At 73.4% G+C, this 25,729-nt stretch carries 28 protein-coding genes and 1 riboswitch; of the genes, 14 read left to right on the forward strand and 14 right to left on the reverse strand.

The window, feature by feature from the left end:
* Both IE305_RS14750 and IE305_RS14755 read right to left on the reverse strand, forming a co-directional pair.
* Positions 1 to 846: a DUF4097 family beta strand repeat-containing protein gene (locus IE305_RS14750; protein ID WP_190130012.1), complete on the reverse strand. Its 846-nt coding sequence runs from the start codon at positions 844 to 846 to the stop codon at positions 1 to 3.
* A gap of 89 nt (positions 847 to 935) precedes the next feature.
* The gene (locus IE305_RS14755) at positions 936 to 1,466 is read right to left on the reverse strand and encodes a toxin-antitoxin system HicB family antitoxin (RefSeq protein ID WP_190130013.1); all 531 of its coding nucleotides are present in this window, start codon (positions 1,464 to 1,466) and stop codon (positions 936 to 938) included.
* A 188-nt stretch (positions 1,467 to 1,654) separates the two neighbouring features.
* Between IE305_RS14755 and IE305_RS14760 the strand changes: the two genes are divergently transcribed.
* Entirely contained in the window at positions 1,655 to 2,089 is a 435-nt protein-coding gene (locus IE305_RS14760) for a MerR family transcriptional regulator (protein ID WP_190130014.1), read from the forward strand.
* Positions 2,090 to 2,097: 8 nt separating this feature from the next.
* On the forward strand, positions 2,098 to 3,123 hold the full coding sequence (locus IE305_RS14765; RefSeq protein ID WP_190130015.1) for an aldo/keto reductase: 1,026 nt from the start codon (positions 2,098 to 2,100) through the stop codon (positions 3,121 to 3,123).
* Between the two features lie 45 nt (positions 3,124 to 3,168).
* On the opposite strand, the gene IE305_RS14770 is transcribed toward IE305_RS14765, so the two are convergent.
* Together IE305_RS14770 and IE305_RS14775 are read right to left on the reverse strand one after the other, a co-directional pair.
* On the reverse strand, positions 3,169 to 3,870 hold the full coding sequence (locus tag IE305_RS14770) for a hypothetical protein (protein ID WP_190130016.1): 702 nt from the start codon (positions 3,868 to 3,870) through the stop codon (positions 3,169 to 3,171).
* Between the two features lie 14 nt (positions 3,871 to 3,884).
* Positions 3,885 to 4,802, reverse strand: a complete 918-nt coding sequence (locus IE305_RS14775) for a DUF6891 domain-containing protein (protein ID WP_190130017.1) — start codon at positions 4,800 to 4,802, stop codon at positions 3,885 to 3,887.
* Between the two features lie 94 nt (positions 4,803 to 4,896).
* On the opposite strand from IE305_RS14775, the gene IE305_RS14780 reads away from it, so the two are divergent.
* From IE305_RS14780 to IE305_RS14790, 3 genes are all read left to right on the forward strand, one after another.
* Positions 4,897 to 5,127 carry a hypothetical protein gene (locus IE305_RS14780; protein WP_190130018.1) on the forward strand — a complete coding sequence of 77 codons (231 nt, stop codon included), beginning with the start codon at positions 4,897 to 4,899 and terminating at the stop codon, positions 5,125 to 5,127.
* 31 nt (positions 5,128 to 5,158) lie between these two features.
* Positions 5,159 to 5,638, forward strand: coding sequence for a hypothetical protein (locus IE305_RS14785; protein ID WP_229890983.1), 480 nt, complete (start codon positions 5,159 to 5,161; stop codon positions 5,636 to 5,638).
* Positions 5,639 to 5,799: 161 nt separating this feature from the next.
* A complete protein-coding gene (locus IE305_RS14790) occupies positions 5,800 to 6,183 on the forward strand; it encodes a VOC family protein (protein WP_190130019.1) in 384 nt (127 codons plus the stop codon).
* Positions 6,184 to 6,245: 62 nt separating this feature from the next.
* Here the strand turns inward: IE305_RS14790 and IE305_RS14795 are convergent, their stop codons facing one another.
* Complete coding sequence (locus IE305_RS14795; protein ID WP_190130020.1) at positions 6,246 to 6,821, reverse strand: TerD family protein; 576 nt, start codon at positions 6,819 to 6,821, stop codon at positions 6,246 to 6,248.
* A 161-nt stretch (positions 6,822 to 6,982) separates the two neighbouring features.
* Between IE305_RS14795 and arfB the strand changes: the two genes are divergently transcribed.
* Entirely contained in the window at positions 6,983 to 7,420 is a 438-nt protein-coding gene (gene arfB, locus IE305_RS14800) for an alternative ribosome rescue aminoacyl-tRNA hydrolase ArfB (protein ID WP_190130021.1), read from the forward strand.
* A 38-nt stretch (positions 7,421 to 7,458) separates the two neighbouring features.
* Here the strand turns inward: arfB and IE305_RS14805 are convergent, their stop codons facing one another.
* Positions 7,459 to 8,019 (reverse strand): flavin reductase family protein, encoded by a 561-nt coding sequence (locus tag IE305_RS14805; protein ID WP_229890985.1) that lies wholly within the window; start codon positions 8,017 to 8,019, stop codon positions 7,459 to 7,461.
* 411 nt (positions 8,020 to 8,430) lie between these two features.
* On the opposite strand from IE305_RS14805, the gene cdgB reads away from it, so the two are divergent.
* Positions 8,431 to 10,278 (forward strand): diguanylate cyclase CdgB, encoded by a 1,848-nt coding sequence (gene cdgB, locus IE305_RS14810; protein WP_190130023.1) that lies wholly within the window; start codon positions 8,431 to 8,433, stop codon positions 10,276 to 10,278.
* 229 nt (positions 10,279 to 10,507) lie between these two features.
* Positions 10,508 to 11,449: a carbohydrate-binding protein gene (locus IE305_RS14815; RefSeq protein WP_190130324.1), complete on the forward strand. Its 942-nt coding sequence runs from the start codon at positions 10,508 to 10,510 to the stop codon at positions 11,447 to 11,449.
* Here IE305_RS14815 and IE305_RS14820 read toward each other — a convergent pair.
* The 5 genes from IE305_RS14820 to IE305_RS14840 form a co-directional block, all read right to left on the reverse strand.
* Positions 11,439 to 12,275 (reverse strand): class II fructose-bisphosphate aldolase, encoded by an 837-nt coding sequence (locus IE305_RS14820; protein WP_190130024.1) that lies wholly within the window; start codon positions 12,273 to 12,275, stop codon positions 11,439 to 11,441. The two genes, IE305_RS14815 and IE305_RS14820, sit on opposite strands and share 11 nt — an antisense overlap.
* Positions 12,276 to 12,314: 39 nt before the next feature.
* Complete coding sequence (locus IE305_RS14825; protein WP_190130325.1) at positions 12,315 to 13,274, reverse strand: 1-phosphofructokinase family hexose kinase; 960 nt, start codon at positions 13,272 to 13,274, stop codon at positions 12,315 to 12,317.
* A gap of 165 nt (positions 13,275 to 13,439) precedes the next feature.
* The gene (gene nagA / locus IE305_RS14830) at positions 13,440 to 14,621 is read right to left on the reverse strand and encodes an N-acetylglucosamine-6-phosphate deacetylase (protein WP_190130025.1); all 1,182 of its coding nucleotides are present in this window, start codon (positions 14,619 to 14,621) and stop codon (positions 13,440 to 13,442) included.
* A complete protein-coding gene (locus IE305_RS14835; protein ID WP_190130026.1) occupies positions 14,621 to 15,628 on the reverse strand; it encodes an ROK family protein in 1,008 nt (335 codons plus the stop codon). Before IE305_RS14835 ends, nagA begins: the two co-directional genes overlap by 1 nt.
* Before the next feature lie 82 nt (positions 15,629 to 15,710).
* Positions 15,711 to 16,646 carry an SIS domain-containing protein gene (locus IE305_RS14840; protein ID WP_190130027.1) on the reverse strand — a complete coding sequence of 312 codons (936 nt, stop codon included), beginning with the start codon at positions 16,644 to 16,646 and terminating at the stop codon, positions 15,711 to 15,713.
* Positions 16,647 to 16,916: 270 nt separating this feature from the next.
* On the opposite strand from IE305_RS14840, the gene IE305_RS14845 reads away from it, so the two are divergent.
* From IE305_RS14845 to otsB, 3 genes are all read left to right on the forward strand, one after another.
* A complete protein-coding gene (locus tag IE305_RS14845; protein WP_190130028.1) occupies positions 16,917 to 18,167 on the forward strand; it encodes an extracellular solute-binding protein in 1,251 nt (416 codons plus the stop codon).
* Between the two features lie 10 nt (positions 18,168 to 18,177).
* On the forward strand, positions 18,178 to 18,453 hold the full coding sequence (locus IE305_RS14850; RefSeq protein WP_373311628.1) for a DUF3263 domain-containing protein: 276 nt from the start codon (positions 18,178 to 18,180) through the stop codon (positions 18,451 to 18,453).
* A gap of 95 nt (positions 18,454 to 18,548) precedes the next feature.
* A complete protein-coding gene (otsB, locus tag IE305_RS14855; protein ID WP_190130029.1) occupies positions 18,549 to 19,388 on the forward strand; it encodes a trehalose-phosphatase in 840 nt (279 codons plus the stop codon).
* Positions 19,389 to 19,435: 47 nt separating this feature from the next.
* On the opposite strand, the gene IE305_RS14860 is transcribed toward otsB, so the two are convergent.
* The 3 genes from IE305_RS14860 to IE305_RS14870 all read right to left on the reverse strand — a co-directional run bounded on the left by IE305_RS14860 (position 19,436) and on the right by IE305_RS14870 (position 22,738).
* A complete protein-coding gene (locus tag IE305_RS14860) occupies positions 19,436 to 20,170 on the reverse strand; it encodes a hypothetical protein (RefSeq protein ID WP_190130030.1) in 735 nt (244 codons plus the stop codon).
* Between the two features lie 105 nt (positions 20,171 to 20,275).
* A complete protein-coding gene (locus IE305_RS14865; protein WP_190130031.1) occupies positions 20,276 to 21,745 on the reverse strand; it encodes an alpha,alpha-trehalose-phosphate synthase (UDP-forming) in 1,470 nt (489 codons plus the stop codon).
* A 42-nt stretch (positions 21,746 to 21,787) separates the two neighbouring features.
* Entirely contained in the window at positions 21,788 to 22,738 is a 951-nt protein-coding gene (locus tag IE305_RS14870) for a glucosyl-3-phosphoglycerate synthase (protein ID WP_190130032.1), read from the reverse strand.
* 223 nt (positions 22,739 to 22,961) lie between these two features.
* Positions 22,962 to 23,123, forward strand: a riboswitch (SAM riboswitch).
* 18 nt (positions 23,124 to 23,141) lie between these two features.
* On the opposite strand from IE305_RS14870, the gene thrC reads away from it, so the two are divergent.
* The 3 genes from thrC to IE305_RS14885 all read left to right on the forward strand — a co-directional run bounded on the left by thrC (position 23,142) and on the right by IE305_RS14885 (position 25,412).
* Positions 23,142 to 24,434 carry a threonine synthase gene (gene thrC, locus IE305_RS14875; protein WP_190130033.1) on the forward strand — a complete coding sequence of 431 codons (1,293 nt, stop codon included), beginning with the start codon at positions 23,142 to 23,144 and terminating at the stop codon, positions 24,432 to 24,434.
* A gap of 54 nt (positions 24,435 to 24,488) precedes the next feature.
* Entirely contained in the window at positions 24,489 to 24,764 is a 276-nt protein-coding gene (locus IE305_RS14880) for a MoaD/ThiS family protein (protein ID WP_190130034.1), read from the forward strand.
* Between the two features lie 444 nt (positions 24,765 to 25,208).
* Positions 25,209 to 25,412, forward strand: coding sequence for a cold-shock protein (locus IE305_RS14885; protein ID WP_004954158.1), 204 nt, complete (start codon positions 25,209 to 25,211; stop codon positions 25,410 to 25,412).
* Positions 25,413 to 25,729 lie beyond the last annotated feature (317 nt).

Raw genomic sequence — 25,729 nt, forward strand, 5'->3', positions numbered from 1 at the left:
TCACGCCTTGGCGCGGAGGATGTCGATGTTGCCGTGCCGGGTCCGGGCGCGGACCTCGACGGTCTCCTCGGCCTGGTCCGGGCCCTCGGTCGCGGTCAGCGTGTTACGGACCTGGCCCGAGCCGGAGCTGACGTCGAGCCAGGCGGCGGTGCCCTCGCGGACACCGACCTCGATGGAGCCGTAGGAGGTCTCCAGCTGCACGGTGCCGCGAACCGCTTCGCCGACGCGCACGGTGCCGTGCGCGGTGGTGGCGGTGACCGAGCCCGCGGCGCGCCGGACCTCGATGTCGCCGTGGGCGCCGCTCACCCGCAGCTCGCCGAGGGCGGCGTCGACGGTCGTGCTGCCGTGCGAGTTCTTCAGGACGGCCGGGCCGTCGAGGACGCCGGCGCGCAGGCTGCCCGAGCTGGTGGTGATCTCGGCCGGGCCCTGGACGTGGCCGACCGTGATGGTGCCGTGCGACGCGGTCAGCTTCAGCGGGCCGGTCGTGTCGAGGCGGGCGTCCCCGGACGAGGTCTTCACGCGGACCTCGCCGAGCCGGCCCTCGCCCACGACCTGGGCCCAGGCGCCGGTCGTGTCGACGCGCGAACCCGTGGGCAGTTCGACGGTGACGTCGACGACCCCGGTGCGGCCGACGAGGTAGCGCGGCTTGGGCGTCCGGACCGTCAGCGCACCGTTCGCGTACGTGACCTCGGTCTGGTCGGCGGCCCGCACGTCGAGGTCCTTCTTCGGGTCGCGGGGCCGCACCTCGACGACGGTGTCGGAGCGGTCGCTCGCGGCGAACCGGATGGAACCGGCCTCGACCTGCGCCGTGACCGCGATCGGCTCGGGAGTGGCGAAAGAAGGCATGGCTGTACCGTCCTCTTGGGTCGTGGGGGCGTCCCCGCAGGTGGGACGTGGTGTGACGTGGTGTGAAGGGGGAGGGGCGGGCGGTGCGGTCAGCGCACCCAGCCCGTGATGCTCTGCCCGACGGTGTGGGTCTTCTGCGGCGCACGCGGCCGGGTGCCGCCGTCGACCGCGGCCGACACGGCCCGTACCAGCCAGGCGTTGACCGACAGGCCCTCACGGCTCGCCGCCTCCTCGGCGCGCGCCTTGAGGTGCGCCGGCAGGCGCAGATTCACGCGGGCCGTACCGCCCTCGTCGCCGTCGGCGGGCGGCGGGGCGGGGGCCGCGAGCGGCTCGGCGGGCCCGGCGGCCGCCGCGGCCTCGGCGGAGCCGCCGTGGGAGGGCGGGAGCGTCACGACGAAGTCGGGGTCGAGTCCGCGCAGCCGTACGTCGACCGAGCCGGGGGCGAGTTCGCGGGTGATCTCGTCCATCGCGGCGGAGAGCACGTTGAGCATGGTCAGGCGGGTCGCCGACTCCAGCGGAGTGGTGAGCCGCTCGGCCAGCTCGCGGGCATCGTCCCCGCCGGCTTCGGCGGCCACCGCGAGTTCACGGCGGAGGGTGTCGACATACGGAGTCAGATCCATGACGTTAGTGTGGCACCACTTTGGTGCCACATGCAACCCCCGATGGTGTCATCGAAGTGTCGGGGGCTTTGCTGTGCTGCCTGACCTGGGGAAACGGTGGTCGGCGCGGCGTGGTGCCACGTGGTGCCATGGTGTGCTACCACCGTCTTCTTGCTTCAAGTGCACTTGAAGGTCCTAGCGTGATCGGCATGACGGCGAACGACATCTGTGTGGCCGCCGGGTCGGACCACCCCCGGCCCGACGGCCAGGACCGGTACACGATCAGTGAGGTGGCGGCGTTCACCGGGCTCAGGGCCCACACGCTGCGCTGGTACGAGCAGATCGGGCTGATGCCGCAGGTCGAGCGGTCGCACAGTGGGCAACGGTTGTTCGGCAACCGGGACCTGGACTGGCTCGACTTCGTGCGCAGGCTGCGGCTGACCGGGATGCCGGTGGCCGACATGGTGCGGTTCGCGGAACTGGTCCTCGAGGGCGAGGCCACCTACGACGAACGGCGGGACATCCTGGAGCGGACCCGCCAGGAGGTCCTCACGCGCATCGCGGAGCTCCAGGACACCGTCGCCGTGCTCGACGCAAAGATCGATTTCTATGCGGGTGCCCACCGGGCGCCGGAAGGGGCCTGAGCGCCACCATGAGCAACACCACCGAACAGATACGCAGGACCGAACTCGGCACCGGCGGCCCCCTCGTCGGCATCCAGGGCTTCGGCGCCATGGGCATCAGCGCGGCCTACGGGGAGACGGACACCGCCGCTGCCCGCGACACGCTGGAGGCCACGGTCGAGGCGGGCGTCACCCTCATCGACACCGCCGACATGTACGGGGCCGGCGCCAACGAGGAGTTCCTCGCGCCGTTCGTCGCCGCGCACCGCGACGAGATCACCCTCGCCACCAAGTTCGGCTTCGAGTACCGCGCCGACGACCCCTCGTACCGGGCCATCCGCAACGACCCCGGCTACATCAGGAAGGCCGTCGAGGCGAGCCTGCGCCGGCTCGGCACCGACGTCATCGACCTCTACTACATGCACCGCCGCAACCCCGAGGTGCCGCTCGCCGAATCGGTCGGCGCCATGGCCGACCTCGTCCGGGAGGGCAAGGTCAAGTACCTCGGCCTGAGCGAGGTCACCGGCGCGGAGCTGCGGGAGGCGCACGCCGTGCACCCGATCACGGCCCTCCAGACGGAGTGGTCGGTCTTCAGCCGGGACGTCGAACGCAGCGCGGTGGGCGCCGCCGCGGAGCTCGGGGTCGCGTTCGTACCGTACTCGCCGCTCGGGCGGGGCTTCCTGACCGGTGCCTTCGCCGACGCGCACAAGGACCTCTCCGGCGGCGACTTCCGGCAGCTGCTGCCGCGGTTCACCGGCGACAACGCCCGGGCGAACGCCGCTCTCCTGGCGCCCCTGCACCGGATCGCGGCCGAGCGGGGCGCGACCACGGCGCAGATCGCCCTGGCCTGGGTGCAGCAACGGGCCGAGGTGCACGGCCTGACCGTGGTGCCGATCCCCGGCACCCGGAAGCGCGCCCGCCTCCTGGAGAACGCGGCCGCCACGCGCATCACGCTCACCGCCGGGGAACTGGCGCTGCTGGAGCCGATCGCCGGCCGGGTGGCGGGCGAACGCTACGCGGACATGTCGCTCACCTCCGCCGCCCGGGAGATGTAGAAATCCACCGCCCGGGAACGGTAGCGAGCCGGGCCCCGGCCCGCTTCAGCGGTCGCCGAGGCACGCCACCGCGAACGCCAGGCGACGGTCCAGCCAGGCGGCCTCGATGCGGAAGTCGGGCCCGGTGGACTGCATCACTTCCTCCTCGTCCGCCAGCCACAGCAGCGTCCGTTCCCGCGGCTGGTCGCCTTCCTCGGCGCCGAAGGAGAGGGCGGAGTCGAGCATGCCGCCGAGGAGCGTGCCGAGTGCGCGGGCCGGTACCTCCTGCCGTGGCACCGCCACCCACTTGTTGCGGCCCACGATCTCCGGCCGGCCCGGCTGCTCGATGCGCCACGTGTGGCGGACCACCGCGTTCGAGGGCGGGACCCGGCGGACCGTGCCGATCTCCCGGCCCTCCCCGTCGCGCACGACGTAGCGCCGCTCGTCCCCGCCGCTTTCGCCCGGCACCTCGTCGAGGCGGCACAGCACCCGCTGCCGCTCCTGGTCCGCGTAGACCACCCTGCCGGTGTCACGGACGCCGACCGTGCCGGACCCCACGAACGCGCACGGCTGCTTCACACGGTCCTGCCCGACACGGCGGGGGACGCGTATCGCGTTGCCGCCCGAGCCCAGCACCGGGCGCTTCCGGCCGGGGCCGGCCTCGCGCTCCACGATGTCGACGACGAAGCGCCGGACGTCACGCCAGTCGGCCACCGGCAGGCCGGGCTCGGTGTCCCCGCGCCTCGCCGCGTTCCTCCCGAAGACCATGTGTCGCGTCGCTCCTATCCCACCAGCCGCTTCTGCCACGTCAGCGGTGCCACCGTAATGGCCTTCCGCGCGTCGCCGTCCCACTCCACCGTCAGGCCCTCCGCCCGCAGCGCCGCCACGACCTCGTGGCCGACCGCCGTCGTCGTCTCCGGCGAGTCGTCGAAGCCGCCGTAGTGGAGCGTGAGGCCGTGCCCGGCTGCCACGGCGTCCGTGCTCTGGTGGTGGAAGAAGACGAACCCGCGGGCGTCCGGGGCCCCCGACTCGGCTATCTCCGCGTGACCACAGGTGGAGCAGCACGTGAAGTTCTCGCGCGCGGTGACGCCCGTGGACTCCAGGGCGGTGAAGGCGCGGTGGACGCGGTCCGGGTCCGTCTCGACGGGCCAGCCGGCCTGTTCGGCGACGCGCTCCAGCCACATGCGGTCGGCCAGGTGACGGGCCTGGTCCGGCGTGACGGGGCGCCGGTCGCCCGACACGAGGTGGTCCTCGGCCAGTTCGGCCAGGCCGTCGCGCGTCACGTAGCCACCGGCCAGTGCCGTACGGACGCACTCCTCCAGATCCCTGCGCTCCGCCTCGTCCAGCTCCAGCGGCGGTACGGGGGCCGCGGGCGGGAAGGCGAGCGGCTCCCATGCGAGGCCGGCATCCCAGTCCGGCGCCAGGCGCGCCCAGGCGGTCATCGTGGCGGCGACCGTGCCGGGGTCGTCCAGCGCCACCTGGAAGTGGCGGCCGGGGTCGCCGGCGCGGTGTTCCAGCAGGTAGTCGCCGCTCTCCTCGTGCCACACCTGTATGAAGACGTCGGGCAGGTCGGGGACGCGCTGGACGACGAGGAACCGGTCGCCGTCGCCGCCTATGCGGCGCACCAGGCCGTCGAGTTCGCCGGCCGCCGGCTCCACGTACCGCCGGCCGTTCTCCGTCTCCACGCGGATCGCAAGCATGGGACCCACGATGGCACGGGCCACTGACAACGCGGTCCGGGGCGGGTGGCCGGGCGGTACAGTCCCCCCACGTTCGTCGACGAAGGGGTTTCGCATGGCCGACAGTGACTCCGGGTACGGGATTCAGCGGCCGCGGGAGTGGGCCGACCCCCGGCAGGCGGACGTGGTGCGTTTCCACCGGAAACGCGAGGCCGCGCGGGGACGGGCGCGGGGCCGTGGGGCCTGGCGCGGGTGCACGGTGTGCGCGGGGCGCGGCGAGACGGTGATGGTCGGCGAAGGGGGCCGGCCTTTCGCCGTGCGGTGCGTCGCCTGCACGCTGGAGTGAGGCACGGGGCACGGCGGTCCGTACGCTACGGATGGTGCCCTACGAGATCCACTTCCTGCGCGTCCCTGCCGGCCGCACCTATGACGAGGTGCTGGACGACATCAACGCGGCGTACGACCCGGACGCCGACCCCGAGCCGATGAGGCTGACCGCCGGTCAGCGCGCGGTGTGGGAGCGGCTCGTGCGACGGGTGGGCGAGGCTGTGGGTGGACCGGTCGAGTGCGAGGAGTACCCGTCCTGCCTGACGCTGTGCCGTACGGCGCCGCCGGGCTATCTGCAACTGGACTACGACGGCGACTCGGCCGCGCTCCAGGTGGCCTACCGCCACGCCGGACCGGACGCCCGGCGGGCGGCCGAGGAGTTGTACCGCGTTGCGCGGATGGTCGAGGCGGAGACGGGCCTCCAGGGCTACGACGGCCAGGCCGGCCAGCCCGTCGCCACCGGCGCCGTCGACAGGGCGGCGGCCGCGCTGGGCGGGGTCTCGCGGTGGGCGCAGGAGAACCTCACCTGAGACCGAGGCCGTTCGAGCAGGGGGGCAGGCCGTACGACCGTGCGCGTGCAACTGTGCGGCCTAGGGCCCCGGTCTGATGCGGGAGCGGCGCCCTCCGCGTACTGTCATAGGTGCAAGTCGAGAGAGACCCTTACACACGTCAGCTCGTCGAGGAGCCACCGATGCCCGTCCGTCTGGACCACACCGTCGTCAACAGCAGTGACCGCTTTGTGGCGGCCCGGTTCTTCGCCGAGCTCATCGGCGCCCCGGAGCCGGCGGTCAACGGGCCGTTCGCCGCCGTCGTCGTGGAGAACGGCGTGACGATCGACTACGCGGACCACTTCATCCCGCGCGACCAGATCCAGATGCAGCACCTCGCCTACCACGTCAGCGACGAGGAGTTCGACGCCATTCACGCCCGCGTGGTCGAGAAGGGCCTGGAGTACTGGGCCGACCCGTACCACAAGCGGTCCGGTGAGCTGAACGCCATGCACGGCGGCCGGGGCTTCTACGTCAACGACCCCGACGGCCACAACCTGGAGTTCTTCACCCGCACCGCCGCCTGACGGCGCAGCACGCGACAGGAACGGGGGTGGAGCCGGGCGCGGCCCCACCCCCCGCCCGCGCCTCAGACGTTGACGCCGAAGTCCTTCGCGATGCCCACGAGGCCCGACGCGTAGCCCTGGCCGACCGCGCGGAACTTCCACTCCGCGCCGTTGCGGTAGAGCTCGCCGAAGACCATCGCCGTCTCGGTGGCCGCGTCCTCGCTCAGGTCGTAGCGGGCGATCTCGGCGCCGCCGGCCTGGTTGACGACGCGGATGTAGGCGTTGCGGACCTGGCCGAAGTTCTGGCCGCGCTGCTCGGCGTCGTAGATGGAGACCGGGAAGACGATCTTGGCGACGTCGGCCGGGAGGGCCGCCAGGTTGACGTTGATCTGCTCGTCGTCGCCCGAGCCCTCGCCCGTGCGGTTGTCGCCGGTGTGGACGATGGACTGGTCCGGCGTCGACTTGTTGTTGAAGAAGACGAAGTGGGCGTCGGAGTAGACCCGGCCCGCCGCGTTCACGGCGATGGCGCTCGCGTCGAGGTCGAAGTCCGTGCCCGTGGTGGTGCGGACGTCCCAGCCGAGGCCGACCGTGACGGCCGCCAGGCCGGGGGCCTCCTTGGTGAGGGAGACGTTGCCGCCCTTGGACAGGCTTACAGCCATGGGATGTGTCCCTTTCGTCGGATGCATCGGTACTTCGATACGTCGGTGCTGCGATGCGGCCCTGCGGCACGCAGTCACCCCGGTAAACGCCGATCCCCCCGCCCCGGGTTCCAGTCGCGCCCGACAAAACGATGTGACGCCGGCCCGCCCGCCGGGGGAACATGGGACACATGTCCGGTCCCTACGTCATCCGTGGCTCCGTCTCGCTGCCCGAGGCCGAGCTCATGTGGCGTTTCTCGCGTTCCTCCGGGCCGGGCGGCCAGCATGTGAACACCAGCGACAGCCAGGTGGAGCTGCGCTTCGACCTCGCCGCGACGCAGGCCCTGCCCGAGGTGTGGAAGGAGCGCGCCCTGGAGCGGCTCGCGGGCCAGCTCGTCGACGGCGTGGTGGCCGTACGGTCCTCCGAGCACCGTTCGCAGTGGCGCAACCGCGAGGCGGCGGCCGTACGGCTGGCGGCGCTGCTGGCCGAGGCGTCGGCGCCCCCGCCCCGGAAGCGGCGGCCCACGAAGATCCCGCGCGGCATCAACGAGCGGCGGCTGCGCGAGAAGAAGCAGCGCGGCGAGACCAAGCGGGGCCGCACCGGGCGCGACTGGGGCTGACGCCCCTCGCCGACCGCCCCCACCGCCCCCACGGCCTCTTACGTGACGCGGCGGTACTTGCCCTGGAAGTACCCGAGGGGGCCGCTCTCCGTCGGCGGCGCGTCCGCGCGCAGCACCCGGCCCACCACCAGCGTGTGGTCCCCGGCGCGCACCCGCTGTTCCGTCCGGCACTCCAGGACGGAGAGCGCGCCCCGCACCAGCGGCGCGCTGCTGGCCGCGCCCCGCTCGTAGGCGATGTCCTCGAACAGCAGTCGGTCGCTGACCCGGCCCTTCATCGCGAACCGCCCGGCGATGTGCCGCTGGCTCTCGGAGAGCACGGAGACCGCCCACAGGGGCTGCCGCTCCAGCAGCTCGTCCATGCGGGAGCCGTCGCGGACGCTGATCAGCACCAGGGGCGGGTCCAGGGACACGGAGATGAAGGACGTGGCCGTCATCCCGACGTCCTCGCCGCGCGGCCCGTCCTCGGGGTCGTGCGCGGTCACCAGCACCACGCCCGCGGCGAGGCGGGCGAGGGCGGCGCGGAATTCGTCGGCGGTCACTCCTTCAGAATGAGCTATGCCGGTCTCGGGGGCCGAGGGAGCCGAAGTCGTCTGCAACACATTCCGCACGCTAGCTCGCCCGGCCCGGGCGGCGCATCGGGCTGGGGGACCAGACGGGTCCTAGGGCCCGCGCCGGTCCTTTGCGGAGGTCCGCGCCGACCGTGTTCACATGCTGTTCCGCTGTTCGTCGCACGCCGTTCATCCGGGTCTGCTCCGGCCATGTCGTCGCAGGTGGGGAGGTATGCGGGCGGCATGTGCCCGACCCGGCGATTTGCGTTCACGAAGCATAAAAGGCCGCTCGAACGCCAGTAGGCGACGTTCATCCGATCATGTGACATGAGTCACATAGGGCGGTAATTGTTGACCCTGTGTACCGGGTGGTCAGCTCGCTGTGATTCAGTGGCCCGGTAAACGGACGAGCCACACGTACAAGTCTGGAGATGCTGTCGAGGTCTCGGGGGAGAGCGAGCTATGGAGACCGAGTCGGAGCCGTATGTCCGCCTGGCGACCTTGAGGCAGGTCCATAAGGCGATCGCGGACCTGAACACCGCGCGCAGCCTCGCGGACACCCTGCAGACCGTCGCCGACGGCGTGGTCGCCGGCCTCGGCTACGAGCTCGCGGCCGTCAACCTCGTCCGCCCCGACGGCGATCTCGTCGTCGCCGCCGTGGCCGGCAGCGCCAGCGCGGAGGCCCTGATGGCCGGGCGGGTCGGCTCCCGGGTGTCCTGGGAGCGGCGGCTGGCCATGGGCGAGCAGTGGGGCGACCTCCGCTTCATCCCGTACACCGAGGGCTGGGTCCTCGACGACGACGACGTCCCCCAGTGGCACACCGGCGGGCCCGCGCCGCGCTTCGCGGAGGAGTGGCACCCCATGGACCGCCTCTTCGCGCCCATGTTCACCACCGGCCCGGCCGGCGGCGAGCTCCTCGGCGTCATATCCGTCGACAAGCCGCGCAACGGCCGCCGCCCCGGCGCCTGGGGCCGTGAGGCGCTCCAGATGTACGCCTCCCAGGCGGCGATTGCGATCAGTAATGCTCGTCTTCGCGCAAACATGCAACGCGCCCTGGTCCGGCTCGAACGCGAACAGCAGGCGCTGCGGGCCAGTGAGGAAAGCTTCCGGCAGGCGTTCGAGTACGCGCCCAGCGGCATGGCCATCGCCGAGCTCGGCGGCGACCAGCACGGCCGGCTGCACCGCACCAACGACGCCCTGTGCCGGCTGCTGGGCCGCTCCGCCTCCCAGATGCGCCGCTACTCCTTCTCCGACCTCGTGCACCCCGACGACATCGGCACGCTGCTGCGCACGTCCGCCGAGGGCGGCCGCGCCGAGCTGCGCCTGGCGCGCCGCGACGGCACGTTCGTCTGGGTCTCGCTGCGCAACTCCGTCGTCGCCGACGCCGCCGACGGGCCACGGTTCCTCCTCACCCACGTGGAGGACATCGAGGAGCGCAAGCGGCACGAGCTCCAGCTGGCGCACCGCGCCAGCCACGACTCGCTGACCGGCCTGCCCAACAGCGCCGAGCTGCGCGCGCGCCTCGCAGCCCGGCTGTGCGGCCGGCCGCCGGGCAGCGAGACGCACGCGCCGGCGCTCACGGCGCCGCAGGGCGCGCACCAGGGCGCACACGCGGGTGCCCCCTCGGGCGTGTACGAGGGCACGTTCCAGGGGGCGTACCCGGGCGCGTACCCGGAGGGCTTCCGGGACGGCTTCGTGGACGGCGACGGCGTGGCCATCCACGGCCACGGTCATGGCCACGGCCACGGGCTCGACGCGGTGGCCGGCGGTGCCGCGCACGGCTTCGGCGCGGACGCCGGGTGCGAGTACGCGCCCGACTTCCCGCCCGAGGAGTACGGCGCCGGCTACGACCGGCACGCCTACGACCACCACGAGCACGTCGTGGCGCCGGACGCCGATGGCGCGGACGGCGCCAAGGGCCTGGCCGTCCTCTTCTGCGACCTGGACGGCTTCAAGTCGATCAACGACCAGTACGGGCACCACACCGGTGACGCGGTGCTGATCGAGGTCGCGCGGCGGCTCAGCAACGGTGTCCGCGACGGCGACACGGTCGCGCGCCTCGGCGGCGACGAGTTCGTCGTCCTCGCCGACGGCCTGGGACTGGCCGACGCGGAGGACCTCGCGGAGCGGCTGCGCAACGCGATCCTGCCGCCCATGCGGGTCGACGGCAGGGCGGTACGGGTCGGGGCCAGCTTCGGCATCGGCTGGGCGGGCTGCGGCATGTCCGCGGACGAGGTGCTGCACTCCGCCGACCAGCGCATGTACCGGGAGAAGCGGTCGCGCGCCAAGGCGGGCAGACGCGCGGGCTGACACGTCGGCCGACGCGCGCCGGGCCGCACGCCGTGGTGCGCGGGTCGCTTGTGCACTTACAGCTGACTTACGCCTGCTTTACGACCGTTTTTACACCCGTTCCGTACGACTGCCGCCCGGCGTGGTCCGCCCGGCTCGGGGTAGGCTGCGCCGGTGCGGCAGCGCCGCCGACCGTTGAGCGTACGAGCGTGGGCAGCCGATGGGCAGCACCATGTGGGGAGTGACAGGGATGACGGCCGGTACGAACGGCACCGGGACGCCGGAGAACGACGACCCGTTCGGTTACCTGTACCGCTCGGAGGGCGGTGACGGGCAGACCGACGACGGCCGCGCCGCCCGCCAGCCGGGCGTCCCGCGCACGTCGTACAACCAGGTGCGCCCGGTCGGCTCACGCACGTACGGCGGCCAGCAGTCCGCCGCCCGGCAGCCGAACCCGCACTACGCGGCACCCGAGACCCTCCCGGGCGGCACGCCCGCCCGGTCCGGCCACGCCGCCCAGCCCGCGCCCGGCGCGGCCCGGCCGAAGCGGCGCGGGCTGCTCATAGCCGCGATAGCCGTCGTGGTGGTCGTGGCGGGCGGCATCGGCGTCGCGATGATGACCAACAGCTCGGACGACAAGGGCGGCCAGGCCGGCGGCAGCAGCGACAAGGTCGTCACCCAGAACAACGGCAAGGACCAGGACGACTCGGGCAAGCAGAAGGACGACGAGGACAAGAAGCAGGGCAAGGACGACAAGTCCAAGAACCCCTCGGCGGCCGGACTGCTGAAGCGCGACGCCGCGACGCTCAAGCTCAGCGGTGGCGCCACGACCGAGAGGACCGTCAAGGGCGCTCAGTCCGAGGGTGGTCTGTACATCACCGGGATGAACTCGGTGGGTGCCGCCGTCGAGTGGACCGTGGACGTGGACGCGGCCGCGACGTACAAGCTCAATGTCCGCTACGGCGTGCCCGGCAAGGACGCCGACCTCACGATCACCGCCAACGGCAAGGGCGACACCCGCGCCATCCGCATGAACAACTTCGGTGGCACGAAGGAGGGCGACTGGGAGGCCGGGTGGAAGAACACCTGGGCCAACATCGACCTCAACAAGGGCACCAACGTCATCAAGCTCTCCTGCGAGCCCGGCAACCGGTGCGAAGTGCACCTCGACCAGATCTGGCTCAGCAAGTAGCCCGCAGGTACGCCGTCACCGTCTCCGCCATCGCCCTACGCGCCGGCGCGAGGTACTTCCGGGGGTCCACCACCGTGGGGTGGGTCTCCAGGTAGGCGCGTACAGCGGCGCTGTAGGCCCTGTTCAGGGCCGTGCCGACGTTGATTTTTGTGATGCCGGACTGGACGGCGCGGCGTAGTTCCTCGTCCGGGACGCCCGAGGAGCCGTGCAGGACGAGCGGGACCGGGACTGCCGTGCGGAGGGCTGCGATCAGGGTGTGGTCCAGGGTGGCGGTGCGTTCCGTCATGGCGTGCGTGCTGCCGACGGCCACGGCGAGGGCGTCCACGCCGGTGTCCGTGACGTAGGCCGCCGCCTCGGCCGGGTCGGTGCGGACGCCCGGTGTGTGGGCGTCGCCCGCCTTGCCGCCGATGCGGCCCAGTTCCGCCTCCACCCAGATGCCGCGGGCGTGGCCCCAGCGGACCGCCTCCGCCGTCGCCTTCACGTTGTCGGCGTACGGCAGGCGGGAGGCGTCGAACATGACGGAGCCGAAGCCGTGCACGGCGGCCGAGCGCAGCAACTCCTCGCTCTCCACGTGGTCGAGGTGCAGGGCGAGGGGGACGGCGGCCGCGCGGGCGACGGCGGCTGTGGCGGCAGCGAGGGGGCCGGGCCGGCCGCCGTGGAACTTCACGGCGTTCTCCGAGACCTGGAGGACGGCGGGCGCGCCCGCCGCCTCGGCGCCCGCCGCGACGGCCTCGGCGTGCTCGACGGTGATGACGTTGAAGGCCAGGACGGCCCTGCCGGCGGCGCGCGCCTCGCCGATGAGGTCGCCGGTGCGGACGAGTGTCATGAGCACTGCTCTTCCCAGCGCGGCGAGGCGTTACGCCGGTTACAGGGGCGACACGCGGATCCGGTCGCGCAGGTCGTCGTACGTCTTCGCGTCGAACTCGCCCGCCGCGGGCGCCCGTACCGTCGCCGCCGACAGTGCCACCGCGTCCGCCAGCCGGTCCGGCCACGGCCGGCCCTCCAGCCAGCCGGCGAGCAGGGCCGCCACGGCCGAGTCGCCGGCGCCCGTCGGGTTGCCGTACAGCGGGCGGGGCGGGGCCGCCAGCCACGTGCCCTCGGGCGTGACCGCCAGCATGCCGTCGGGGCCCAGGGACGCCGCCACCACGTGCGCGCCCCGGCGGCGGGCGTCCTGCGCGGCGCGCAGCGGGTCCGTGGAGCCCGTGAGGGCCGCCAGCTCCGCCGTGTTGGGCTTCACCGCGTCGGGGCGGGCCGCGATGCCGCGGCGCAGCGGTTCCCCGGCGGTGTCCAGCAGCACGGGGACGTGGTGCGCCCGCGCCTGCCGTACGAGGTGCGCGTACGCGCCCACCGGCACGCCCGGCGGCAGGCTGCCGCACAGCGCCACCACGCGGGCGTCCCGCAGCAGGCGCGCGTACCGCTCGCCGAACGCCGCCCACTCCTCGGGCGTGATGTGCGGGCCGGGCTCGTCGAAGCGGGTCGGTTCGGTGGCGAGGCGCAGCGTCGTCGCCGCCGGGTCGGGGGATTCGCCGGCGGGTTCCACGACGGTGACGGTGCGCCGGGTGCTGCCGGAGACGTGCACCAGCGCGTCCGTCAGCGGGCCGGCGCTCTCTTCCAGCAGGCGGCGCACGGCCTCGCCCGTGGCGCCCCCGACGAAGCCGGTGGCCACCGTCTCGTGGCCCAGTGCGGCCAGGACGCGGGCGACGTTCAGGCCCTTGCCGCCGGGCCGTTCGGTGACCCGCGCGACGCGGTGCGCGGCGTGCGGGGTCAGTACGGGTACGCGGTAGGTCAGGTCGAGCGCGGCGTTGAGCGTGACCGTGAGGATCATCTGCGCCTCTCTCGTTGACTCGGCCCCTGCGGCGGTTTCGCGGACGGCAGCCCGGCCGACATCCTCGGCGGCGTCGCGGACATGCGCAGCGATCATGCCAAAACAGCGGCGGCAGGCCCAGACCTCGGGCCCGCCGCCGCTGTGGTGAGGCAGCGTCAGCAGCCGTCAGTCGCCGGACATTCGGGGCGAGTCCGGGCGTACCAGCCAGGCGCCGCGGCGCATCACGCCGACGACCTCGTACGCGCCGTCGAGGACCACCAGGTCCGCGTCCTTGCCCGGCTCCAGCGAGCCGACGCGGTCGGCGAGGCCCAGCAGGCGGGCCGGGGTCGCGGACAGGGCCCGCACGGCGTCCGGGAGGGACAGGCCGTCGACGGTCACCGCGCGCCGGAACGCCGTGTCCAGCGTCAGCGTCGAGCCGGCGATGGAGCCCGCCGTCGGGCCCTCGCTGATGCGTGCCACGCCGTCGCGCACCTCGACCGCCATCGGGCCGAGGCGGTACGGGCCGTCGCTCATGCCGGCGGCGCCCATCGCGTCCGTGATGAACGCGACCCGGTCCGCGCCCGCGCGGGCGAACGCCAGCTGCAGGACGGCCGGGTGCAGGTGCGTACCGTCGTTGATCAGCTCGACCGTGACCCGCTCGTCCTCCAGCAGGGCCGTGACCGGGCCGGGCTCGCGGTGCAGCAGCGACGGCATCGCGTTGAAGAGGTGGGTGGCGACCGTGGCGCCCGCGTCGACGGCCTCCCGCGTCGCCTCGTACGACGAGTCGGTGTGGCCGACCGCCGCGATCACGCCGCTCTCGGCCAGCAGGCGCACCGAGTCCAGGCCGCCGGGCAGTTCCGGCGCGAGCGTCATCATCCGGGCGGCGCCGCGCGCCGCGTCCAGCAGCTTGCGCACGTCCGCCGGGTGCGGCTCGCGCAGCAGCTCCGGCTGGTGCGCGCCGCAGCGGTGCGGGGAGATGAACGGGCCCTCGAAGTGGATGCCGGCGAGCTCGCCCTGCTCGGTGAGGTCGGCGAGGACGGACGCCTGGCGGCCGAGGTCGTCGAGGTCGCCGGTGACGGTCGACGCGACGAGGGTCGTGGTGCCGTGCGCGCGGTGCGTGCGGACGACGGTGAGGGCCTCGTCGTGGTCGGCGGACGAGAAGGAGGCCCCGCCGCCGCCGTGGCAGTGGACGTCCACGAAGCCGGGGACGACGGTGTGGTCCGCGGGCAGCACGAACTCCGCCGCCGCTGCGCGTCCGTCGCCGGCGGCGGCGACGATGCGTCCGCCCTCGACCGTGACGCGGCCCCCCTCCACGACACCGGTCGGCAGCACCACGCGGGCGCCGGCGAGAACCGTTCGTTCGACCATCAGGCGGATACCTCCGTGGGAGTGGTGGGGTTCGGGGTGCTGGGGTGGTGGGGGGTACGGGGGCCGGGCAGAGCTGTCCCGGCGGTCTCCAGGGCGTCCCACGCCATCAGGCCCGCGCCCAGGCAGCCCGCGCGGTCGCCCAGCGCCGCCGGCACGATGCGGGGCATCGTGCGGAACGCGAGCCGTTCCCGCACCGCCTCCCGGAGCGGGGCGAACAGCGTCTCGCCGGCCTCCGCCAGGCCGCCGCCGATGATCAGGGTGCCGGGGTCGAGCAGGCTGAGCGCCACGATCAGGCCGTCGGCGAGGGCGTCCACCGCCTCCTGCCACACGGCGCGGGCGCGCGGGTCGCCCGCCGCCACAGCCGCGGCGCACGCCGCCGCGTCCGCGCCGGGGTCGCCGCTCACCCGCGCCCAGGCGCGCGAGACGGCGGCCGCCGAGGCGAGCGTCTCCAGACAGCCGCGCCCGCCGCAGCCGCACGCCACGGCGTCCGTGCCGGTGCGCACGGCGACGTGGCCGATCTCCCCGGCGGCGCCGTGGGCGCCCGCCTCGATGCGGCCGTCGATGCCGATGGCGCCGGCGATGCCGGTGCCGAGCGGCACGAAGAGGAAGCGGCCGGCGCCGCGCCCGGCGCCGATACGGCCCTCGGCGAGGCCGCCGGTACGGACGTCGTGCCCGAGGGCGACGGGGATGCCGCCGAGGCGCTCGCGCAGGAGGTCGCGGAGCGGTACGTCCTTCCAGCCGAGGTTGGCGGCGTAGACGGCGGTGCCGGTGGCCGGGTCCACGATGCCGGGCACGGCCGCGCCGGCGGCGGCCGCGGCGGTGCCGAGCGTGCGCAGGCCGTGCGCGTGGAGCTCCTCGGCGAGGGCGAGGATGCCCTCGACGACGGCGCCGGGGCCGCGGTGGCGGTCGGTGGGGCGCCGGGTCTCGTGGAGCAGCGAGTGGTCTGCACCGATGAGGGCGGCCTTGATGGCGGTGCCGCCGACGTCGAGGGCGATGACGTGTTTCACGCCTGTAGTTTCGCGCGGACGGATGGAAAGGTCTAGTCCACTCGCCGGGCGGGGGCCCCGGCCGGCCTGCGCGCCGGCCCGGTCAGCCGTCCAGGATCACGCTGCGCGTCAGGTTGCGGGGCGCGTCCGGGTCGCGGCCGGCGCGCTCCGCCAGCGTCACCGCCAGGCGCTGCGCCCGGACCAGCTCCGCCATCGGGTCGCGCCCCGCGACCCCCTCGTACGTGCCGCCCGCGCGGGCCACCTCCGCCGCCAGGCCCTCCGGCACCGGCCCCAGCCCCCACGTCACCCGGCCCGGCCCCGCGATCGCCACCGGGCCGTGCCGGTACTCCATCGCCGGGTACGCCTCCGTCCACGCGCCCGCGGCCTCGCGCATCTTCAGCGCCGCCTCCTGCGCCAGGCCGTACGCCCAGCCCCGGCCCAGGAACGTCCACTGCCCGGCCCGGACGGCGGCCGGGGGCAGCGGGGCGGCCAGCGCCTCCTCCGCGTGGGCGGCCGCCTCGGCGACCGTACGGACGTCCGGCGGCAGCGCGCCGTGCCGTTCGAGCCCGGCGCGCAGGAGGGCGAGGGCGGTGGTGGCGAACCGGGTCTGCACCACCGACTCCTCGTCCGCCCAAGGTATGGCGATATGTTCCGCTGAAGGCCTTTGGGGGAGTTGCGATGGGTCTGCCGTGATGGTCGTGGCCGGATCGGTCAGCCGGCCGAGGAGGTCCAGCACCTCCGTCGTCGTCCCGGAGCGGGTGATGGCCACGACCCGGTCGTAGCGGCGCCGCACGGGGAACTCCGACGCCGGGTACGCGTCCGTCTCGCCCTGGCCCGCCGCCTCCCGCAGCGCCGCGTACGCCTGCGCCATGAACCACGACGTGCCGCATCCCGTCACCGCCACCCGCTCGCCCGGCACGGGCAGGCCGCCCGCCGTACGGGCCGTCCCGGCGGCGCGGCGCCAGCAGGCGGGCTGGGTGGCGAGTTCTTCGGCGGTGCGTGAGGTGGGTGAGGGGCGTGAGGTGCGTGAGGGCTTCATCTCTTCACGGCTCCTTGCCGTCGGTCCTGCCGTCGGGGCGTCCGCGCTGTGCATAGCAGTCCGCGCTGACCTGGGGGAAGACCGCGAGGACGGCCACTACGGCGATACCGAAGCGCAACGCCGGAAACGTAGCCCTTAAGGTGGCGCGCGGGAGAAACTCACGGTCTCCATGAGAACCACGGTCTCCGGGGGGAGAGATTCACGGTCTCCACGGGACGAACACGAACCACAAGGTGGGTAGCAGGAGTGCAGCGGCGGCGGTTCTTGGGGATGACGGCGGCGGGTGCCGCCACGGCGGCATTGGCGCCCACGCTGACGGCGTGCGGCGGCACGACCCCCGGCGGCAGCAAGAAGCTCAAGTTGATCGCCGCCGACTACGGTGACAAACCGGCCAACAGCTCCAAGAAGTACTGGGACGACCTGGCGAACGCGTTCGAGAAGGAGCACAGCGGCGTCAAGGTCGACGTCGAGGTCTACAGCTGGACCGAGGTCGACAAGAAGGTCGCCGACCTGGTCGCCGCCGGCAAGGCCCCCGACATCGCGCAGATCGGCGCGTACGCCGACTTCGCCGCCGCCGGCAAGCTGTACAGCGTCGACAAGATGCTCTCCATCCCCACCCAGGCCGACTTCATCACCGGCCTGGTCCGCGCGGGCGAGGTGCACCGCGTGCAGTACGGCCTGCCGTTCGTGGCCAGCACCCGGCTGCTCTTCTACAACAAGAAGCTGTTCGCCAAGGCCGGCGTCGCCAAGGCGCCGCAGACCTGGGGCGAGCTCCAGGCCGCCGCCGTCAAGCTCAAGGCGGCGGGCGTGAAGATACCCTTCGGCCTCCCGCTGGGCCCCGAGGAGGCCCCTGCCGAGACGTTCCTGTGGATGCTGGGCGCCGGCGGCGGCTACACCGACAAGAACGGCGCCTACACCATCGCGTCCAACGAGAACGTCGACGCGTTCACCTGGCTCCGCGACGAGCTGGTGGGCAAGGACCTGGTCGGCGGCCTCGACCCGGCCCGCACCAACCGGCAGGACGTCTTCGACGCCTTCACGCGCGGCGAGGTCGGCATGCTCAACGGCCACCCCACCCTCATGCAGCAGGCCGAGGGCCACGGCATCGAGTACGAGATGGCGCCGCTGCCCGGCTACAAGGGCCTGTCCACCGCCACCATGGGCGTCGCCGACTGGATGATGGCGTTCAGCCAGGGCGGCAACCGGGAACTCGCGGGCAAGTTCCTCGACTTCGTGTACACCAAGTCCAACGTCCTGCGCTTCACCGGCCAGTACAACCTGCTGCCCGTGACGGAGTCCGCCTCCGCCGCCATGCAGGGCGACCGCGCCTACGAGAAGCTGTGGCAGTTCCTCGCGGGTCTGCAGAACGCCCACTTCTACCCCGCCGACAAGACCTCGTGGGCCAAGATCAGCTCCATGATCAAGGAGAAGATCGGCGGGACCGTCCGCAAGGGCGCCGACCCGCGCGCCGTCCTCAGCGAGATCGACCGCGAGGCGACGGCCCTGGAGGCCGCCAAGTAGGTTGGAAGGCGTGGAGAGCGAACTGCCCGAGCTGCCGGAATCGCCCGAGCCGCGCGCATCGTCCGAGCTGCCCGGGCGGGACCTCGCCGTCCTCGCCCTGGAGCGCCGGTCCTGGGCCGGGCCGGGCGTCAAGGAGCGTGCGATACGGGAGCAGCTGGGCATGACGCCCGCCCGCTACTACCAGCTGCTCAACGTCCTCCTCGACGACCCGCGGGCCCTGGCCCACGACCCCGTCACCGTCAACCGGCTGCGCCGGCTGCGCGAGGCGCGGCGGGCGCGCCGCTGACGCCGCCGGGCCGCCGGGGTCCGCCGGACGGCGTGCCGCCGGCGGACCTGTGGACAACCGCCGCGCGGCGGCGTGCCGCCCGGTAGGGTCGCCCCATGGGCAGCCATTCGCTACCGGAACCCGTGACCGCCGCCGGCCGCGAGGGCCTGGCCGCGCTGCTGGACGACCCGGGGCGCGCCGTCGTCGGCCTCGACTTCGACGGCACCCTCGCCGACATCGTCCCCGACCCCGAACAGGCCCGCGCCCACCCCGGGGCCGTGCCGGCCCTGGCCCGGCTCGCGCCGCGGCTCGCCTCCGTCGCCGTGATCACCGGCCGCCCGGCCGGGGTGGCGGTGCGGTACGGCGGGTTCGCCGGGGTGCCCGGCCTGGAGCACCTCGTGGTGCTCGGGCACTACGGCGCCGAGCGCTGGGACGCCGTCAGCGGTGCCGTACGCGCCCCCGAGCCGCACCCCGGCGTGGCCGCCGCGCGCGCCGAGCTCCCCGGCGTCCTCGACGCGGCCGGCGCCTGGTCCGGCGCCTGGACGGAGAACAAGGGCGGCCGCGCCATCGCCGTGCACACCCGCCGCGCCCCCGACCCCCAGGCCCTCTTCGAGACGCTGCGCGGCCCCCTGACCGCGCTCGCCGAGCGGCACGGCCTCGTCGTGGAGCCCGGCCGGCTGGTGCTGGAGCTGCGCCCGCCCGGCATGGACAAGGGCGTCGCCCTGGTGGAGTACGTCCGCGAGACCGGCGCCAAGGCCGTGCTGTACGCCGGGGACGACCTGGGCGACATCGCCGCCTTCGAGGCCGTCGCCCGGCTGCGGGAGGACGGGGTGCCCGGCGTGCTCGTGTGCAGCGGCAGTGCCGAGGTGACGGAGCTCGCCGAGCGGGCCGACCTGGTGGTGGACGGGCCCGCCGGCGTGGCCGGGCTGCTGGCGGCGCTGGCCGACCGGGTCTGAGCCCCGGCGGGGCCCCTCCCCGGGGCTGCCCCGGGACTGCCCCGTGACTACTCGCCGTCCTCCGCCTTCGGGTCCTTCGACGCCTCGGCCTGCTTCGTCAGGCCGAGGACCTGAAGGGCGGTCGTCCAGTCCGTGGCGATCGCCTGCTGCGCCTTGACCAGGTCGGTCTTCCCCGCGCAGATGGCCGCCTTCAGCTTGCTCTCGACGCTGTCCTTGGGGTTGTTCGGGCCCGCGCCCGGCTTGTGGCCCGGGGACGGCGGCTGCACCCACAGGTTGCGCGCGTCGTTCGGGTCGCCGCCCAGCTGGAGACTGATCAGATGGTCGTACTCGGCGTCCCGCAGCGGGCCCGTGTAGCCGTAGGAGGCGGCGTTGGCCGTCTTCTCCCGGCTGGTGATGTTCGTCGGGGGACGGATGTCGGCGGTGTAGCCGCTGCGGCAGATCGTCGTCTTGAGGGTGGCCTGCGTGACCTTGGGATTGGTGGCGCCCGGCGTGCACGACCGGTCGGGCAGCGGCTGCTTGTCCTTCGTGTAGCGGTACGTGCAGGAACCCTGGGACGGCTGCTTCTGCACGGTGTACGAGCCCTGGGGGCCGGGGCCCACGGGGACGGCGGCGGCCTTGCCGTCGGCCGGCGCGGATGCGGAGGGCGACGAGCCGGAGGACGCACCGGACGGTGTCGGCGAGGACTTCGTGCCCGACGAGGAGTTCGACGAGCAGGCGCCCAGGGACAGGACGAGGGCGGCGGCCGTGGCGAGCGCGGCCCGGCGACGGGGTCCTATTGTCATGTACGCAGGGCTACCCGCGCGTCGGTGCGGACAGACGGGGAGCCCGGGGCGGCCCGAGGCATTCGCGCGCCGGGGTTGTGCCCCGGTGCCCCGGCCTGCCCTCCTCTAGCTCTCCTGCAGCGCCGCGAGCTGGTCCACGAACCAGCGGGCCGGCGGCAGCGCCGTGGCCGCGGCCGCCAGCCGCTTGGTGCGCCGCTCCCGCTCCGCCGGGTCCATCGACAGCGCCTCGTGCAGCGCGCGGGCCGTGGCCTCCACGTCGTACGGGTTGACCAGCAGCGCGTCCTCGCCCAGCTCCGCCGCGGCGCCCGCCTCCCGGGACAGCACCAGGGCGCAGCCGTCGTCGGAGACCACCGGGACCTCCTTCGCCACCAGGTTCATGCCGTCCCGGATCGGGTTGACCAGCGCCACGTCCGCCAGCCGGTACGCCGCCAGGGAGCGTGGGAAGTCGTCGTCCAGATGCAGCGCCACCGGCTGCCAGTCCTCCGTGCCGAACGCCGCGTTGATCTCCTGCGCCGTGCGGCCGACCTCGGCCATGTAGTCGCGGTAGACCGCCAGGTCCTGCCGCGAGGGGTAGGCGAACGCCACGTGCACCACCCGGCCGCGCCACTGCGGCCGCTCCTCCAGCAGCCGCCGGAACGCGCGCAGGCCCCGCACGATGTTCTTCGACAGCTCCGTGCGGTCCACCCGCACGATCGTGCGCCGGCCCGGCCCCACCTGCTCGCGCAGCCGCGCCCGCCACGCGTCCACGTCCGCGCGGCGCGACCGCTCGCGCAGGAAGTCGGCGTCCGCGCCCAGCCCGTGCACCCCGAGCCGCGTCGTACGGCCCTCGAAGCGCACCGCCTCCGCCGAGCCGTCGGCCGTCCGCACCACCTCCGCGCCCAGCGTGGCCGCACAGCACGCCGCGAAGGCGTCCGCCCAGCGGTGCGTCAGGAAGCCCGCCCGGTCGCCGCCCAGCACCCCGCGCAGCACCTGCTCGGCGATGTCGTCCGGCAGCAGCCGGTAGTAGTCCGGCGGGGCCCACGGCGTGTGCGAGAAGTGGCCGATGCGCAGGTCCGGGCGGAGCACCCGGAGCATGCCCGGCACCAGCGTGAGGTGGTAGTCCTGCACCAGCACGCAGCCGCCCTCGGCCGCCTCCTCGGCCACCGCCTCGGCGAAGGCCGCGTTGTACGCCTCGTACGCCGCCCACTGCGCACGGAACTCCGCGTCGAAGGACGGCTCCAGCGGCGTCTGCCACAGCATGTGGTGCGCGAACCACAGCACCGAGTTCGCGATGCCGTTGTACGCCGCGGCGAACGTCTCCGCCGGCACGTCCAGCATCCGCACCGGCTGGCCGCCGGTGTCGGCGGCGTCCAGTCTGCGGCCCGCCCGGCGGGCCGCCACGCGGTCGCCCTCGCCCAGGGCGGCGCACACCCACACCGCCCCGGCCTCCGGGCCGATCGCGCTCAGCCCGGACACCAGCCCGCCACCGCCCCGGCCCGCCGTCAGCGAGCCGTCCTCACCGAGCCGGTACGAGACCGGGCCCCGGTTGGAGGCCAGCACGATCGGAGCGGAGCGGTGGATCTCATCGACGACCATGTGGGCAAGCCTTGCCCTGCGAAGAACCGCTCAAACGTACGCTTACGCGGCATGCCGCCGCGCGTATTCGGGTATTCCGGCCATCGGCGGACGCTCCTCGGTGTCCACCGCGTACGTGCGCGGCTCGAAACCGTCCTCTGTACGCTCGAACTGCGTCAGCGCCGGCCGCACCAGGTGCGCCCGCGCCAGCCGCAGCTGCGCCGTGCGGTAGATGGCCGCAGCCATCCGGCCCAGCGCCCGGCCGTCCTGGTGCCGGTGCTTGCGCTCCCCGACGTCCACCTGCGCCAGCGCGTCCAGGCCCACCTGGTTCAGCGCGTCGACCAGCAGGGCCAGCTCCACGCCGTAGCCGACGGGGAACGGCAGCCGCTCCAGCAGCGAGCGGCGCGCCGCGTACTCGCCGCCCAGCGGCTGCACGAAGCCGGCCAGCTGCGGCCAGTGCAGGTTCAGCAGCGGACGGGCCACCAGCTCGGTGACGCGGCCGCCCTCGCCCGCCGCGCCGCCCAGCGGCCGGTCGTACATCGCCTTGACGAACGCCACGTCCGGGTCGGTCAGCAGCGGGCCCACGATGCCCGACACGAACGCCGGCGAGAAGTCCCGCAGGTCCGCGTCGACGAAGCAGACGACGTCGCCCTCGGTCACCAGCAGCGACCGCCACAGCACCTCGCCCTTGCCCGGCAGCGCCGGCAGCCGCGGCAGCACGTCGTCGCGGTGCACCACGCGCGCCCCGGCCGCCGCCGCCACCTCCGCGGTGCGGTCCGTCGACCCGGAGTCCAGCACCACCAGCTCGTCGACCAGGGGCACGCCCTCCGGCGCCATCAGTTCCCGCCGGATGGTCGCCGCGATCGCGCCGACCGTCGCCTCCTCGTTCAGCGCCGGCAGGACGACGCTGACCGTGGTGCCCGACGCGCGTTTCGCGGCGAGCAGCCGGCCGAGCGGACGGTCGGCGGCGGACCAGGACCGCCGGGCCAGCCAGCGCTCCACCTCTTCCAGCACGTGTACGACTCCCTGATGCGACGGATGTGAACGGATGTGAACGGATGTGAGTGGACGGATGTGAGGGGCGCCCTTGTGACGCATCTCGCGGTGCGGACGGCTCCCTCGGACGGCCGTCCTCTCCGTTACAGTCTTGAACAACGCGGACGGCCTCCCTGTGCCGGGGTCGTCGTCCCGCGCCCACAAACACGACCGGGCCCCACCACGGGGCCCGCCGTCACACCGCTCATCCAGAGGGGCAGAGGGACACGGCCCGATGAAGCCCCGGCAACCCTCCAGCCGGTACTCCCGTCCGCGCATCCATGGCGCGACCAGCGGCGAGGCTCCCGGTGGGGAAGGTGCCAATTCCGTCTCGCGGCGAGGTGCGCCGCGAGGAAGATGAGGAGAAAGGGCCTCGCCTGCCATGGCTGTCCAAGCCGTTGAAAGCCGTACCTCCGACGTCTCCGCCGACTCCGCCGTCTCCCTGGGCCCCGCCGTCGCGCTGTCCTGCCGCGAGTGCGGCGAGCGCACCCCGCTCGGCCCCGTCTTCGCCTGCGCCGCGTGCTTCGGCCCGCTGGAGGTCGCCTACGACCTCCCGGCCGGCGACCCCGAGGCGCTGCGCGCCCGCATCGAGGCCGGGCCGGCCGGCATCTGGCGGTACGCGCCGCTGCTGCCCGTGCCCGCGGACGTCGCGGAGAAGCCCAACCTCAACCCCGGCTTCACCAAGCTCGTCAAGGCCGACCGCCTCGCCCACGAGCTGGGCGTGACCGGCGGCCTGTACGTCAAGGACGACTCCGGCAACCCCACGCACTCCTTCAAGGACCGCGTCGTCGCCGTCGCCGTCGAGGCGGCGCGTGCCTTCGGCTTCACCACCCTGTCGTGCTCCTCCACCGGCAACCTCGCCGGCGCGGTGGGCGCCGCGGCCGCGCGGGCCGGGCTGCGGTCGTGCGTGTTCATCCCGCACGACCTGGAGGCCGGCAAGGTCGTCATGGCCGCGGTCTACGGCGGCGACCTCGTGGCCATCGAGGGCACGTACGACGACGTCAACCGCTTCTGCTCCGAGCTCATCGGCGACCCGCTGGGCGAGGGCTGGGGCTTCGTCAACGTCAACCTGCGCCCCTACTACGCGGAGGGCTCCAAGACGCTGGCGTACGAGATCTGCGAGCAGCTGGGCTGGCGGCTGCCGGACCAGATCGTGGTGCCCATCGCCTCCGGCTCCCAGCTGACGAAGATCGACAAGGGGCTGCGGGAGCTGATCGCGCTGGGCCTCGTCGAGGACCGTCCGTACCGGATCTTCGGTGCGCAGGCGGAGGGCTGCGCACCGGTCGCGCGCGCCTACAAGGCCGGGCACGACGTCGTACGCCCGGTGAAGCCCGACACCATCGCCAAGTCGCTCGCCATCGGCAACCCGGCCGACGGGCCGTACGTGCTCGACATCGCGCGCCGGACGGGCGGGGCGGTGGAGGAGGTCACGGACGCGGAGATCGTGGACGCGATCGGGTTGCTGGCCCGGACGGAGGGCATCTTCGCGGAGACGGCGGGCGGGGTGACGGTGGGGGTGACGCGGAAGCTCGTCGAGGCCGGGGTGCTCGACCCCTCGCTCACGACGGTGGTGCTCAACACGGGGGACGGGCTCAAGACGCTCGATGCGGTGGCCGCCGGGCCGCGCGCCACGATCCGGCCGTCGCTGGACGCCTTCCGTGCGGCGGGGCTGTAGCGCCCCCGTCCCCGCCCCTTGTCCGTTTGCCCCCCGAGCCCCAGAGGTGACCCCATGAGCGTGACCGTCCGTATCCCCACCATCCTGCGCACCTACACCGGCGGCCAGGCCGAGGTGAGCGCCGAGGGCGCCACCCTGCGCGACGTGATCGCGTCGCTGGAGCGCGACCACCCCGGCATCGCCACACGCGTCCTCGATGACGAGGGGCGGCTGCGCCGCTTCGTGAACGTCTACGTCAACGACGACGACGTCCGCTTCGAGGGCGGGCTCGCGGCCGCCACGCCCGACGGTGCCGGCGTGTCGATCATTCCGGCCGTCGCCGGCGGCTGAGCCGCGCCGTCCCGCGCATTCACGTCATCGCCCCCGGAATCGCCCCGGCCCAAAACGGACGGGGCGATTCCGCCTGTTGAAGCGCGATACAGTTGTGGCGTTCCCCCTCTCGGCGTCATCGCCGAACGCATATGAGAACCCGTCAATCTGTGCACGAAGTGCGTGTACGAATTGCCGGGTTTGTGGTGTTTTATCCGGCCTGCCTTGCCCGGAATTCAAGGGAATTCTGGTGAAATAGCCGATCGGCGGCGCCTGGAATTCTCGTCCCTCTGACCTGTTGCGGACGGCATCCGTGCAGATACATTCAGCCGCGGTCGACGCGTTCCGGCGCACATCTCCGGGGTGCTCCCGTGCCGTCAGGGGCGGAAGGGTGCCGGGGGTGAGGTCTGACCCGGGTCCGCGAAGTGCGGTCCTGCGCAAGGGCCAGTAATAGGGGAGTTAGGCATGGCTCAGGGCACCGTCAAGTGGTTCAACGCGGAGAAGGGGTACGGCTTCATCGCGGTCGACGGTGGTGCGGATGTATTCGTCCACTACAGCGCGATCCAGATGGACGGCTACCGCACCCTCGAGGAGGGGCAGCGGGTCGAGTTCGAGATCTCGCAGGGCCAGAAGGGGCCGCAGGCGGACATGGTGAAGGTGACCGCCTGACCGGCGCGCATCGACCACCGGTTCACTCAGCTCGCCGAGGGGTCCGCGTCCTTACGGGCGCGGGCCCCTCGCGCATGTCCGGGTCTCCTGGAGCGGAGGTGTACCGCCGTGTCGTCCGGGGCAGGCTCGAGCGGGACGGCCTTGCACTCTCGGGTGGCGAGTGCTAATCATTGGGCTTAGCACTCTCCGGGTGAGAGTGACAGATTTGGACCGTCGGTGAGGTCCGGGGACCGGGCGGAGCAAGGAACCGCCGGGTCCGCGAGCCGTCCGTCGCGGGCGCCTGTGCGGTCCTGCGCAATCGACCCCCGTCCCGTCTG

The organism is Streptomyces mashuensis, from assembly GCF_014654785.1.
Lineage (GTDB): Bacteria > Actinomycetota > Actinomycetes > Streptomycetales > Streptomycetaceae > Streptomyces > Streptomyces mashuensis.

Excerpts from the sequence above, each read along its gene's own strand:
- IE305_RS14750 (WP_190130012.1), bottom strand. The coding sequence starts at position 846 with ATGCCTTCTTTCGCCACTCCCGAGCCGATCGCGGTCACGGCGCAGGTC.
- IE305_RS14755 (WP_190130013.1), bottom strand. The coding sequence starts at position 1,466 with ATGGATCTGACTCCGTATGTCGACACCCTCCGCCGTGAACTCGCGGTG.
- IE305_RS14760 (WP_190130014.1), top strand. The coding sequence starts at position 1,655 with ATGACGGCGAACGACATCTGTGTGGCCGCCGGGTCGGACCACCCCCGG.
- IE305_RS14765 (WP_190130015.1), top strand. The coding sequence starts at position 2,098 with ATGAGCAACACCACCGAACAGATACGCAGGACCGAACTCGGCACCGGC.
- IE305_RS14770 (WP_190130016.1), bottom strand. The coding sequence starts at position 3,870 with ATGGTCTTCGGGAGGAACGCGGCGAGGCGCGGGGACACCGAGCCCGGC.
- IE305_RS14775 (WP_190130017.1), bottom strand. The coding sequence starts at position 4,802 with ATGCTTGCGATCCGCGTGGAGACGGAGAACGGCCGGCGGTACGTGGAG.
- IE305_RS14780 (WP_190130018.1), top strand. The coding sequence starts at position 4,897 with ATGGCCGACAGTGACTCCGGGTACGGGATTCAGCGGCCGCGGGAGTGG.
- IE305_RS14785 (WP_229890983.1), top strand. The coding sequence starts at position 5,159 with ATGGTGCCCTACGAGATCCACTTCCTGCGCGTCCCTGCCGGCCGCACC.
- IE305_RS14790 (WP_190130019.1), top strand. The coding sequence starts at position 5,800 with ATGCCCGTCCGTCTGGACCACACCGTCGTCAACAGCAGTGACCGCTTT.
- IE305_RS14795 (WP_190130020.1), bottom strand. The coding sequence starts at position 6,821 with ATGGCTGTAAGCCTGTCCAAGGGCGGCAACGTCTCCCTCACCAAGGAG.
- arfB (WP_190130021.1), top strand. The coding sequence starts at position 6,983 with ATGGGACACATGTCCGGTCCCTACGTCATCCGTGGCTCCGTCTCGCTG.
- cdgB (WP_190130023.1), top strand. The coding sequence starts at position 8,431 with ATGGAGACCGAGTCGGAGCCGTATGTCCGCCTGGCGACCTTGAGGCAG.
- IE305_RS14815 (WP_190130324.1), top strand. The coding sequence starts at position 10,508 with ATGACGGCCGGTACGAACGGCACCGGGACGCCGGAGAACGACGACCCG.
- IE305_RS14820 (WP_190130024.1), bottom strand. The coding sequence starts at position 12,275 with ATGACACTCGTCCGCACCGGCGACCTCATCGGCGAGGCGCGCGCCGCC.
- IE305_RS14825 (WP_190130325.1), bottom strand. The coding sequence starts at position 13,274 with ATGATCCTCACGGTCACGCTCAACGCCGCGCTCGACCTGACCTACCGC.
- nagA (WP_190130025.1), bottom strand. The coding sequence starts at position 14,621 with ATGGTCGAACGAACGGTTCTCGCCGGCGCCCGCGTGGTGCTGCCGACC.
- IE305_RS14840 (WP_190130027.1), bottom strand. The coding sequence starts at position 16,646 with ATGAAGCCCTCACGCACCTCACGCCCCTCACCCACCTCACGCACCGCC.
- IE305_RS14845 (WP_190130028.1), top strand. The coding sequence starts at position 16,917 with ATGACGGCGGCGGGTGCCGCCACGGCGGCATTGGCGCCCACGCTGACG.
- otsB (WP_190130029.1), top strand. The coding sequence starts at position 18,549 with ATGGGCAGCCATTCGCTACCGGAACCCGTGACCGCCGCCGGCCGCGAG.
- IE305_RS14860 (WP_190130030.1), bottom strand. The coding sequence starts at position 20,170 with ATGACAATAGGACCCCGTCGCCGGGCCGCGCTCGCCACGGCCGCCGCC.
- IE305_RS14865 (WP_190130031.1), bottom strand. The coding sequence starts at position 21,745 with ATGGTCGTCGATGAGATCCACCGCTCCGCTCCGATCGTGCTGGCCTCC.
- thrC (WP_190130033.1), top strand. The coding sequence starts at position 23,142 with ATGGCTGTCCAAGCCGTTGAAAGCCGTACCTCCGACGTCTCCGCCGAC.
- IE305_RS14880 (WP_190130034.1), top strand. The coding sequence starts at position 24,489 with ATGAGCGTGACCGTCCGTATCCCCACCATCCTGCGCACCTACACCGGC.
- IE305_RS14885 (WP_004954158.1), top strand. The coding sequence starts at position 25,209 with ATGGCTCAGGGCACCGTCAAGTGGTTCAACGCGGAGAAGGGGTACGGC.